Below are 11493 nucleotides of genomic sequence, written 5' to 3' on the forward strand. Positions count from 1 at the left end.
TCCGCTGCGACATGGCTCGGCCGGTATCGACGTTCCACCCTGCTCGTCGACGCCGGAGGCCAACGCAACCTGTCCGCCGAGAGGATCCACGGCATTCTCGGCACAGGCCCGGCCACACCGGACGAGTTCTACGCCGACGCCCACGACGGCCTGCGCCGCTATCCGACCGTGCGGAGACTCGACGGTCTCGTCTCGGAGCTGACCAGGGAATCCGACGATCGCTTCGTCGCCCGCATCGCACCGGCCACGACATCGGACGACGGGGACGGGGCCCCGATGTCCGTCACCGCCACGCGGGTCATCCTCGCCACCGGAGTGCGAGACCGGCTCCCCGAGCTCGACGGGATCGACCGACACTACGGTGTCGACGTCCACCACTGCCCCGCCTGCGACGGCCTCACCGCCGCAGATCAGCGGGTCATCGTGCTCGGCGCCGGTGCGCATGTTCCCGCGTACGCCTCGGAACTACTGGACTGGGCGTCCGAGGTCGTGATCATCACCGAGAGCGACTCCGACCCGGCCTTCGACGACGATCAGCGCGCCGCCTGCGCCGTACACGACATCCAGGTGGTCGACGGCGTCGCCCGGGAACTGGTGGGCGAACCCGGTGCACTGCAGGGCGTGCGCCTGGCCGACGGCACCATGATCACCGGATCGAAGGTGTTCTTCTCCTACGCGCACCATCCGACGAACGACCTCGCGAAGGCCCTGGGCTGCCGGATCGACGACGAGGGCGGCCTCTCGGTCAACGCGTTGCAACTGACCAGCGTGGCCGGTGTGTACGCCGCCGGTGACATCGTGACCGGTCTGCAACTCGTCCCGATCGCCGTGGGCACCGGGGCCGCGGCGGGCGTGGCCTGCGCGACCTCGTTGCGGGGACACTCCACCGCGGCAGACGTCCCCGACGCGGCGCCCCCGACGCGGACCTTCACGCGGCCGGACAGCTAGCGCCACTGCAGGGGGCGGGGCGAGAGCATCCTCCCCCGGACGTGGAAGGAATCCGGGCAGGTGTAACGCCTGTGGCCATGGTCTTGACGCGAGAGCCGACCTACAGCGGGAGCAGGGCGCTCGCCAGACCTAGCGCCGCGCATGCGCCGAGAATGCGTAGGACTGGCCAGCGCAGGCTGAAGGTCAGTAGCAGGGCTATCAGGGTGATACCCACCGCCACCGGGTTCACGGACGCCAGGTCGGGGACGGTCATCTGCACCGGCCCCCAGGTCCAGACTCTGGTGTCGGTGAACAGGGTGTTGAGCGCGAAGTACAAGGCAAGGTTGGCGATCACCCCTACAACGGCGGCGGTGATGCCTGCCAACGCCGCGGAGATCGCGGTGTTGTGACGCAGCCGTTCGACGTACGGGGCACCCAACAGGATGAACAAGAAGCAGGGCACGAAGGTCACCCAGGTGACCAACAGCGCTCCGAGCACCGCAGCGACCCAAGGGTCCAGTCCGCCGGGATTGCGGTAGGCGGCGAGGAACCCCACGAACTGCACCACCATGATCAACGGACCCGGTGTCGTCTCGGCCAGAGCCAGACCCCGCACCATCTCCCCCGGCGCCAGCCACCCGTACGTCTCAACCGCCTGCTGCGCGATGAACGCCAACACCGCGTAGGCGCCGCCGAAGGTGACCACCGCGGTCAGCGAGAAGAACAGCCCCTGGGTCGTAAAGATGCTCTGCCCTCCGAACACCGCCACGAACGCCAGGATCGGAGCCCCCCACAATCCCAGTCCGATCGTCAGTATCCGCACGAAGCGACCACGGGTGGGCCGGTCGTCGTGCAGCGCGTCATCGGAGATGACCGGAGCCGGACCGGACCGATCGTCCGCACTGTGGGGTGGTTCGGCAAAGCCCGGCACCCGGCGGGAGAGGATCCAGCCCGCGAACGCAGCCAGGGCGATCACGACGGGGAACGGCACCGCGAACACGGCCAACGCCACGAAGGCACCCACGGCGAGGACGATGAGCGACCCGTGGGTCAGCGACCTGCCGGCAACTCGAAGAACGGCCTGGGCGACGATGGCCAACACCGCCGGAGCGAGCCCGGCAAACACGGCAGAGACCACGGTGGTGTCACCATAGGCGACATAGATCGCCGACAACGCGCCTAGTGTGACGACCCCGGGAAGCACGAACAGTGTGCCGGCGGCGATCCCGCCTCGAGTGCCGTTGAGCAACCATCCCAGATAGATCGACAGCTGCTGGGCCTCGGGCCCGGGCAGCAGCATGCAGTAGTTCAGGGCGTGATTGAACCGCCGCTGCCCGATCCACCGCCGGTCTTCGACGAGGACTCGTTGCATGACGGCGATCTGTCCGGCCGGGCCACCGAAGGTCTGCAGGGAGATCAGGAACCAGACCCAGACGGCCTCCCGGAAGGGCACTAGGTCTCGAACAGCTGGAGAACCGGGTGAGCGACCATCGGGATCTGTCGGCACGTGCTCGTGGGGTGCTTCGCTCATGCGGGGTCACGCCCGATCAGGGACTGACGGCGGTAGTACTCGTAGAGCCCGTCGAAGACCGGTCCGGACACGGCCATCGTCTCTTCGTCGCTACCGATCATCGACAGCCCGCGCAGGACCACATCCATTCCGGGCGCTTCCGGGGCGTCATACCGTTCGTCTTCCAGGTCGACTTCGTGGACGATCTCAGCGATCCGCCATAGGGCCGGGTCGGTGAGCTCGTAACGGCGCAAGATGGTCTCGAAGCTGCAGTCACCGCCGTGGTGCCCCAACTCGACGCCACGCATGTCGAAAGCGATCGCCTGGTCAGGCACCTCCGCGGGGTCGGCGACGAACACGAACTCGGCTTCGGGGTCGATGTGCCGACGAATCAGCCAAGCGCATGCGGCCCGGTCGATGTGGATTCCGGCTCGGGTGGACCATTTCATGTTCGCTCCTGATCGGTGTGACTGGGGTGTAACGCCTCCACCGCGTCCCGGGCCAACCGGCGCTCGGGCGGGGGAAAATAATCGCGTCGGGTGATGCGGCGCAGATGGGAACGCAAGCGCGTCAACGCGCGAAGGCGCTCCGGCTCGGCTGCGCCCAGAGCGGCGACGGCCTCAGACCGGACGGCGAGATACTCCGCCGCTCGATCCTGAACCATGGCCTCCACCAACCGATACTCCTGCGAAAGAGAAGCGGGCCTGGCCATCCACACGGTCGCCGACCCCGCGGCCTCGATGACCTCCTCGGCGATCCAGTCCAAGTACTCCCGGGTGCGCGCATTAGCGGGCAGAGCGACCAACCCGTCACCGACCTGCGCCACCCCGAGCCTCTTGAGCTTGCGCCACACTGCGATCCGCGGCGTCGAGGGCTCGCGAGGTATCCGATAGCTCAACAACACCCACTCCCCCGGTCCGGAATCCACCACGACACCCCTCACCCGGCCCACAGGCCCCGCAGACACACCATAATGCAACCACGGTTACAGCTGGACTCGTGGCGAATCGCAGACGGTCAGACCGCCGGACTTCTCGGGGCGCACAGGTCACTTCGAGCTCTGGGCGCTCCGTTGTCCAGGCGGCGCACGCGAGACCCACTACGGGAAGTACTCGATGTGGGGAACGCGAGTCAAATCTTTCGATCGGGCAGATCGCGTCCCTTCTGGGTTCCGCTGATCGTCGCTAGCGTTCGGCCCACTCGACTATCCACTCATTCAGGAGTTTCGTCATGACCCGGTTCGCCGAACCCTTCCGCCGCCTCGCCGTTCTCGCTGTTGCCCCGATGCTGATGATGGCGGCGGCCTGTGGAGGCGATGCGGAGGGCGACGCTTCCGGGGGCCAGACCTTCGTCTTGAAGGTCACCGACGGCGCCAACGCGGGCCCCTTGGCTGTGGGCAAGCGAGACGGCAGTTTCGACGAGGCTCTCGCGCCGCTCGGGGCGCGTGTGGAGTGGGTCGAGGCGGCTCCCAGTGTGAGCGCCAACCTGAAGCTCTTCAGCACCGGTGAGCTCGACGTCTCCGAGGGCGCATTCAGCCCTGTCGTCGGCGCCCTGTCCAAAGACGTCGACCTCCGGATCGTGGCGGCCGCCGAGCAGGGGGGTCAGGATCAGAGCGGCATCATCGCCCGGCCGGATTCCGGCATCGACTCGGTCGAGGATCTGGAGGGCAAGCGAGTGGCCGTGAATCCTGCCGCCAAGGGCGAGTATCTCACGCTGCTCGCGCTGGAGCAGGCCGGCGTCCCGGTCGACTCTGTCGATCGGGTGCCGCTGCAGATCAAGGACGGTGCCTCGGCATTCTCGACCGGTCAGGTCGACGCCTGGGCCTCGTTCAACGCCCCCTACCAGGAGGCCAAGGCGAACGGCGCCGTGGAACTGGTCAACGAAGGCGACCTCGGTTCGCAGGACCGCAAGGTCCTCCTCGTTCGGGGGTCGGTGGCGGAGGAGCGCCCCGATGTGGTGGCCGCGTTCCTCGAGACTCTGCAGGACCTGGTGATCCGGCAGGCCTCTGAGCCGGAGAACTTCCAGAACGTCTTCACCACCACCGGCCCGACCGCGCTGACCGGCACCCGACTGGAGGATGCGATCGCTGTTGGCCGCCAGGCACTGCCCCCGATCCCGCCGGGTGAGGACGAGGCCGCCGCGCTCGAGGAGGTTTCCCGCGTGTTCACCGAGTACGGCGTCACACCCGATCAGCTCTCCGCGCAGGATGTCTTCCTCGACCTGCGTCCGCTCGTCTCCCCCGAGCAGGCCGCCCGGATAGATCGTGGTGAGGGACAGTGACGGGCACCGTCGTCTCGGGCGTCCCCGTTGACGCCGCGTCGACGGGAGATGCGGACACAGGCCGGGCTCGGTCCGTGGTCCCCGTCGAGACCCCCAAAGTGCGGACGAATTCACCCCGCCCGTGGTGGCTCTCGCTCACCCTTCGGGTCTCCGTACCGGCCGCGATCGTCGCTGCGTGGTGGATCGGTTCGGCCGCCGGGTTCATCCCACCGGAGATCCTCGCCGGTCCGCCCTCGGTGTGGACCGCCGGCGTGGAACTCACCCAGTCCGGTGAACTCGCCGCCTTCGCCGCCGCGTCCTTCCAGCGCGCCGCGATCGGCGTCACCCTGGGTGTCCTGATTGGGCTGGTGTGCGGCGCTCTGGCAGGACTGTACGCCCTGGGCGAGGAACTCATCGACGCCACCATGCAGATAAATCGGGCGATCCCGTTCTTGGCCCTGGTGCCGCTGTTCATCGCGTGGTTCGGGATCGACGAGGGGTTCAAGATCGTCCTCATCGCCGTGGCGACAGTGAGCCCGATGTACGCCTACACCTATCTGGGCGTACGCAACGTCGACCGCAAGATGGTCGAGGCCGCCCGCAGCTACGGGCTCACCGGACCGGCGCTGATCTTCGGCGCCATACTCCCCTCGGCGCTGCCGAGCATCCTCATGGCTTTGCGGATCTGCCTCTCCATCAGCATCACAGGCCTCATCGCCGCCGAGCAGATCGGCACCCGGGAGGGCATCGGCTACCTCGCCACCATGGCGCAGGAGTACAACCGCACCGACTACATGGTCCTGTGTGTGGCCCTGTACGCCCTGCTGGGGCTGGCCTTCGATGCAGTCGTCCGCGTCATCGAGAAGACCGCCATGCCGTGGCGGGGACAGGTGGCAAACCGATGAGCCTCATCCCGGTCGACATCAACGCGGGCAGCGTCAGTTCTGGCAGAGCAACCGAGCTGCCGCCGCTGCGCGACCGCACCCCCACCGCGGACAGCGCGCGAGAACGGCGCCAAGGGCGCCCCGTCGCCGTGTCCCTGCGGGGCCTGAGTAAGAGCTTCGGCCCCAAGGTCGTATTGCAGGACATCGACCTGGACATCCACAGCGGGGAGTTCGTGGTGCTGCTGGGTCCCAGCGGCACCGGGAAGACGACCTTGCTCCGTCTACTCGACGGGCTCGAGAGCCCGGACTCCGGCGAGATCCGCGTCCCCCGCGCCCGAACCACCGTCTATCAGGAACCGCGGCTCATCCCATCCAAGAGGGTGCTCGGGAACGTCACCCTCGGTCAGCGTCGCTCGGCCGCCCACCGCGAGGCCGCAATACGGGCTCTCGGGGAGGTGGGCCTGGCCGACCGAGCCGGCCAGTGGCCCGCCACGCTCTCCGGCGGCGAGGCGCAGCGCGTCGCACTGGCCCGGGCCTTGGTCAGGGAGCCGGACCTACTCCTGCTCGACGAGCCCTTCGCCGCGCTGGACGCGCTCACACGGCTCCAGATGCAGGACCTCGTGGGCGACCTCGTGGCCACCCACAGCCCCGCCGTGCTCATGGTGACCCATGACGTCGACGAAGCCGTTCGGTTGGCCGACCGGGTGCTTGTCCTCGACGACGGACGGATCGCACTCGACGTCGACATCGACCTGGCCCGCCCCCGCGACCGGAGCGACCCCGGCGCACTCACCTACCGCACCCAGTTCCTCGCCCGTCTCGGCGTGGGGCGTCTTTCCACCGACAGGAACCACCAATGACCATCGACACCCTCTGGTACACCCGCTGCCCGGTGCCCACGGCGAGCGGTATCGCCCACGGACTCGGCACGCTCGCCCACGCCGCCGCGGGCGCGGGCCTGGACTTCCGAATCCTCCAGGACGCGGACGCCGCGACCGCCCTGCATCACTTCGACCACCAGTTGCCCGGGTTGATCCGCGAGGGCGGCAACGTTCCCGCCCTGGCCGCCCGCGCGGCCGGCGCCCCCACCCGTCTCATAGGACTGACCTGGGTCGACGAGGCCCAACAGATCCTCGTGGCCCCCACCTCCGACATCACTTCCGCTGCTGACCTGGCCGGTCGCCGCATCGCCATCCCCGCGTGGGCCGCCGACGGAGCCCGGAGCTTCCCGCGGGCCATGGCCCTGCACGGCTTCTCCTCGACGCTTGCCCTGGCCGGGCTCACGCTGGCCGACGTCGTGGTCGTCGAGGTGGACGTGGAGCGCACTCCCGAGGTCCGCGACAGCGCCGATCACGACAGGGCTGACCGGGGGCGATCCATCACCACCGCCGGGGTGGCCGAGCTCCTGGCCGGTGAGGTGGACGCCATCTACGTTAAGGGTGCCCGCGGCCGCGACGTGGCCCGCGAGCACGGGCTGCGGGTCGCCGTGGACCTCGACACCGCCACCACCCCGCGTGGCCGGGTCAACAACGGCACACCCCGACCGATCACCGTCCATGAACAGCTCCTGGCCGATCATCCCGAGGTGGTGGAGGAGTTCCTCGTCCGCAGTCTCCATGCCGCGGCTTGGGCGGCCACCGACCTCGAGGGCGTCCGCGGCCTGCTGGCACGCGAGACCTTCGCCGAGGGCCCCGGGGTGGTGGACGCCTACGGCGAGACCCTCCACCTGGGCCTTGTCCCCACCCTGGACGCCGAACGGCTCGACCTGCTCGCAGTGCAGGAGCAGTTCCTTTACACCCACGGTTTCCTCGCCGGCCGTGTCGACGTCGCGGCCTGGGCCGACCCGGCACCGCTCGAGCGTGCCCTCGCCACCGCCGCCGCACGCCGGGCCACCCATACAGCGGGAGTGAGCGAATGAGCGAGTTCGTCTGGCAGTTGCCCTCCCGCGGGGACGGGCGCAGCGCTCGGGCCGCCGAACGCACCCGCGGCGGCTTCGGCGAGCCCGCCTCCACCATCGCCACCGACATCCGGCGAACCAGTCCGTTCGACAATCTCGACCAGGTCATCGACGCCGCCGAACTCACCGGATGGGACGGGGTCCTCGCACCGTTCGACCCCCTCGGTGAGGAGTCCTGGGTGGTCACCGCCTCCGCGCTGCGCGCCACCCGCTACCTCCGTGGCGTGGTGGAGTTCACCCCGACCTTCGGCACCCCGGTCTACGCAGCAAAGATGTCCGCCACCCTCCAGACCGTCTCCTCCGGGCGGCTCGACTGGCGAATCCACGTGGACGTCGACCCTGACCAAGCCCGGGCACTCGGCGACGACGTCACCGGAGAGGAGCGCTACCGACGGGCGGATGAGTTCCTCACCGTCGCCCGCAGCGTATGGAACGCGGCCCCTGTGCCCGGCGCCGGGTTCCGCGGCACCGGCGCCGCCCACTCCGGCGAGTACTTCCATGTCCTCGATGGCGGTTTCCGCGGCATCCTCTCGGGCCGCCCATTCCCCCGGATCCTGCTCTCCGGGTCCTCGGAAGCGGCACTGCAGCTGTCCTCGGCTCACGCTGACATCCACCTGCTCACCCTTGACGATGACCCGGCACTCGGTGCCGAAATACAGCACCGAGCGGCCGACCACGGCCGGACCGTGCGGCTGGGTCTGGAGCTGCCGGTGGTCGCACGGGAGACCGACGACGAAGCCTGGTCCCGGATCGACCGGCTACTCCACCAGGTCCACCCGGACGCCCCCGCCGCGGGTCCGGACCCCGACGCACGCCCGGACGAGTGGGCCGGCTTCGACGCCTTCGGCTACCCGACCGCCCGCGGCCTCGTCGGCTCGTACGACCGGGTAGCCCGACGATTCGCCGAGTGGTCGCACACCGGGATCGACTACTTCGTGGTGAGCGGGCATCCCCACATTGACGAGCTCCATCGGGGCGGGGAGCACTGGCTGCACCTCGCCGACCCGGCCGGACGCACGCTCACCGCCGAGGAGGCCAGCGCATGACGCTCGATTTCTACTGGCGCATCGGGATGGAGGGAGACCACGCGTCGCTCCGGACCCCTCGGCGCTACAACCGCGGTAACGCCGGCGGGTACGCGGCCGGCAACATCGCACCCGCCATCCGACAGGGTCGACTGGACTCCTACAGCTACATCGATCACGTGGCCGCGGTGGCCCGGGCCAGCGAATCGGCCGGGTTCCTCGGCGGCCTGCTCCCGTCATTTCCCGTCACAGACGACCCCTGGGCCACGGCAGCGGCCCTTGCCCGCGAGACCAGCACGTATCGGTTCATGGTCGCCTTCCAACCGGGCTTCCTGCACCCGGTCCAGGCCGCGCGGATGACGGCGAGTATGCAGCGCGCCACCGGTGGCAGGTTGCTCTACAACGTCATCAGCGGAGGCGGCGGTCCCGCCCAACTGTGGTGGGGCGACAAAGTCGACCACGACGACCGCTACGCCCGAACGAGCGAGTTCCTCGACGTTCTCAAAGGGGTGTGGGACGGCGAGCCCTTCGACTACGACGGCCGCTTCTACCGCACCCGCGGCGCCGCGCTCCCGCCCGGCCTCGCCGGCCAGGCGTTCCCGGAATTGTTCTTCTCCGGGTCCTCCGGCGCGGCCGTGGACGCGGCGGGCCGGCACAGCGACTACTACCTCTCGTGGCTGGAGCCGTTCGCCGACCTCACCGCCAAATTCGACGGCGTCAGGGCCCACTCAGAGAGGATCGGGCGACGGCCCCGGTTCGCGGTACGGATCGACATCGTCGCCCGCCACACCGAGGAGGCCGCCTGGGCGGAGATCGAGAAGGGCTGGGCCTTCGTCGACCGCGAGGCCGCGCGCTCCGCCGCCCAGGGTGACTCGGTGGGCGCCGCCCGCATCGCAGGTTGGGTTCCGGAGACCATCAACGGTTACCGGGACCTCGAGGTTCAACCAAACGTGTGGGCCGGCTTCAACCTCATCCGCGGCGGGCCAGCGTTGGGGCTGGTCGGCAGCTACGAGCAGGTCGCCGAACGGCTGGACGAGCTCGTCGCCCTGGGCGTCGATGCCTTCATCCTCGCCGGTAACCCCCACCTCGAAGAGGCCTACCGCGTGGGTGAGGAAGTCCTGCCCCTTCTCGGCCGGCACCGCCTCACCCCGCCTGACTCACCCCATGCACATGCCGGACTCCCCGGCCGGCTTAACAAAGCCGGGCGAGAGTCCGGTACCGAGCACGTCCATACCGAGCATCACCTCACCACCACCGGAAGGATCCCATCATGACCACCGTCGAACCCCATCTCTCCACCGACGTCCTCGAGTTCGCCGCCACCGCGGCCCGCGATGCGGAGACCGCCTACCGCGTGTTCCACGAGACCGGCACCGTGCGCGGTAGCGGCACAGTGAACTTTGTCGAGCGCGTGCCCGGCCAGGACCTCGCCGTCCAGCTCAACCCCCCGGGCCCCTGGTCCACCGAGACAGCCATCGAACCGGTCATCGCGACCTTCGACGGGCAGATCCTCTCCGGTCGCGGCCACGCCGCATTCGTCCCGACCTTCGGCCGAGTCTTCCGCGAGCGCCCCGAGATCACTTCCGCGGTGCACGTGCACTCCCCATGGCTCGGCGGCTGGGCACAGACCCACCAGCCCCTACCCATCCGCTACGCGGCCTCCCAGCGACTCACCCTTTCCCGGCAGATCTACCCCCACCTGGACCGCTCGGTGAACGCGGGCGACTTCATCCTCGAAAAACTCCAGATCGACCCGGATCTGGTGGCGATTTTCGAGGCCAACGGCGGCTCCCACGTGATCGGCCGCTCCGGACTGATCACTCTCGCGAAGTTCGTCGTACTGCTGGAGGAAGGCGCCAATTACCAGGCGATTGGCGACACCCTCGGCGGCTCCCAGGAGTTCGACGAGACGAACCTCGTGGAACAGTGGTCCCGGACCGGACTGCTGGAGGAAGCCCGCACCCGAGGCCTGGTCTCAAGGTAAGTCAACCCTGGGGGCGAGAGGCCCGCCCAAGCTCCACCGGGAAGTCCCGGAACCAGCGGATGATCCCCTATCCCCTACAAGCCTCCCCGGCCGGGCGCTGGCGGTTCTCGCCGCCTGCGCCCGGTCGGCGCGAGGGCCCCGGCGGCGGTTCAAACGAGAAACGGCACCCTTCAGGAGTACATGCGCGGGTGCAGCCGGCCGATGTACGGCAGGTCGCGGTAGCGCTCGGCGAAGTCCAAGCCGTAGCCCACCACGAACTCGTTGGGGATGTCGAACCCGATCTCGAGGATGTCCAGATCGGCCTTGACCGCGTCGGGCTTGCGCAGCAGGGTGACGATCTCCAGCGAGCGCGGGTTGCGGGTCCGCAGGTTGCGCATCAGCCACGACAGGGTCAGGCCCGAGTCGATGATGTCCTCGACGATGATCACGTCGCGGTCCGCGATGTCACGGTCGAGGTCCTTGAGGATCCGCACCACTCCCGAGGAGCTGGTGGAGGAGCCGTAGGAGCTGACCGCCATGAACTCCAACTCGGAGGGGATGGTCAGCGCGCGGGCGAAGTCGGAGACGAAGATCGCCGCGCCCTTGAGCACGGCGACCAGCACGACCTCCTGCTCGGAGTCCCGGTAGCGCTCCCCGATCTTCGCGCCCATCTCGGCGATCCGGTCGCGGATCGCATCGGTGTCGATGAGCACCGACTCGATCTCGTCGGCGTACTTGTCCGTGCTCATCTACGTCCCCGCTCCGCTCGCCCGGTCTATCTCCAGGACCACCTTTCCATGCCGCCGCCGAGCGACCAACCTGCCCCGGCCCGCCGTCACACCCGACGCGTCCGAGCCCGCGCCCGCACTCGTCTCCGTGCCTGTGCCCGGTCCAGTGCCCCCCACCGCCACTCCCCCCTGCCCGTGCCAGTCGGTGACCAGCGCCGCCACCGCCGACAGGTGCGCGTA

The 11493-nt window shown here is 68.9% G+C and carries 10 protein-coding genes and 3 pseudogenes; 8 read left to right on the forward strand and 5 right to left on the reverse strand.

Annotated elements, in window-relative coordinates; translation table 11 throughout:
* Positions 1 to 948: NAD(P)/FAD-dependent oxidoreductase (locus G6026_RS06825; RefSeq protein ID WP_182612728.1), on the forward strand; the 948-nt coding region annotated here is incomplete at its 5' end.
* Between the two features lie 100 nt (positions 949 to 1048).
* Here G6026_RS06825 and chrA read toward each other — a convergent pair.
* The 3 genes from chrA to G6026_RS06840 form a co-directional block, all read right to left on the reverse strand.
* Positions 1049 to 2380, reverse strand: coding sequence for a chromate efflux transporter (gene chrA, locus G6026_RS06830; protein ID WP_309230109.1), 1332 nt, complete (start codon positions 2378 to 2380; stop codon positions 1049 to 1051).
* Positions 2381 to 2454: 74 nt separating this feature from the next.
* Complete coding sequence (locus G6026_RS06835) at positions 2455 to 2886, reverse strand: chromate resistance protein ChrB domain-containing protein (RefSeq protein ID WP_182612729.1); 432 nt, start codon at positions 2884 to 2886, stop codon at positions 2455 to 2457.
* On the reverse strand, positions 2883 to 3368 hold the full coding sequence (locus tag G6026_RS06840) for a Chromate resistance protein ChrB (RefSeq protein WP_347238075.1): 486 nt from the start codon (positions 3366 to 3368) through the stop codon (positions 2883 to 2885). The genes G6026_RS06835 and G6026_RS06840 overlap by 4 nt, the downstream gene beginning before the upstream one ends.
* A gap of 299 nt (positions 3369 to 3667) precedes the next feature.
* On the opposite strand from G6026_RS06840, the gene G6026_RS06845 reads away from it, so the two are divergent.
* From G6026_RS06845 to G6026_RS06875, 7 genes and pseudogenes are all read left to right on the forward strand, one after another.
* On the forward strand, positions 3668 to 4717 hold the full coding sequence (locus tag G6026_RS06845) for an NrtA/SsuA/CpmA family ABC transporter substrate-binding protein (protein ID WP_182612730.1): 1050 nt from the start codon (positions 3668 to 3670) through the stop codon (positions 4715 to 4717).
* A gap of 74 nt (positions 4718 to 4791) precedes the next feature.
* Positions 4792 to 5601, forward strand: coding sequence for an ABC transporter permease (locus G6026_RS06850; protein WP_182612738.1), 810 nt, complete (start codon positions 4792 to 4794; stop codon positions 5599 to 5601).
* A pseudogene (locus G6026_RS06855) lies at positions 5598 to 6428 on the forward strand (ABC transporter ATP-binding protein); the annotation flags it as partial. The gene G6026_RS06850 and the pseudogene G6026_RS06855, both read left to right, overlap by 4 nt.
* Positions 6429 to 6436: 8 nt before the next feature.
* Positions 6437 to 7498: pseudogene (locus G6026_RS06860) on the forward strand (ABC transporter substrate-binding protein); the annotation flags it as partial.
* Positions 7495 to 8583: an LLM class flavin-dependent oxidoreductase gene (locus tag G6026_RS06865; RefSeq protein ID WP_182612733.1), complete on the forward strand. Its 1089-nt coding sequence runs from the start codon at positions 7495 to 7497 to the stop codon at positions 8581 to 8583. The pseudogene G6026_RS06860 and the gene G6026_RS06865, both read left to right, overlap by 4 nt.
* Positions 8580 to 9836 carry an LLM class flavin-dependent oxidoreductase gene (locus G6026_RS06870; RefSeq protein ID WP_182612734.1) on the forward strand — a complete coding sequence of 419 codons (1257 nt, stop codon included), beginning with the start codon at positions 8580 to 8582 and terminating at the stop codon, positions 9834 to 9836. The genes G6026_RS06865 and G6026_RS06870 overlap by 4 nt, the downstream gene beginning before the upstream one ends.
* Complete coding sequence (locus G6026_RS06875; RefSeq protein ID WP_182612735.1) at positions 9833 to 10546, forward strand: class II aldolase/adducin family protein; 714 nt, start codon at positions 9833 to 9835, stop codon at positions 10544 to 10546. Before G6026_RS06870 ends, G6026_RS06875 begins: the two co-directional genes overlap by 4 nt.
* Positions 10547 to 10716: 170 nt before the next feature.
* Here G6026_RS06875 and hpt read toward each other — a convergent pair whose 3' ends face one another.
* Complete coding sequence (gene hpt / locus G6026_RS06880) at positions 10717 to 11274, reverse strand: hypoxanthine phosphoribosyltransferase (protein WP_017835929.1); 558 nt, start codon at positions 11272 to 11274, stop codon at positions 10717 to 10719.
* Positions 11275 to 11493: pseudogene (locus G6026_RS16945) on the reverse strand (tRNA lysidine(34) synthetase TilS); the annotation flags it as partial.

Origin of the sequence: Dietzia sp. DQ11-38-2 (genome assembly GCF_014145055.1) — a bacterium.
In the GTDB taxonomy this organism is placed as follows: domain Bacteria; phylum Actinomycetota; class Actinomycetes; order Mycobacteriales; family Mycobacteriaceae; genus Dietzia.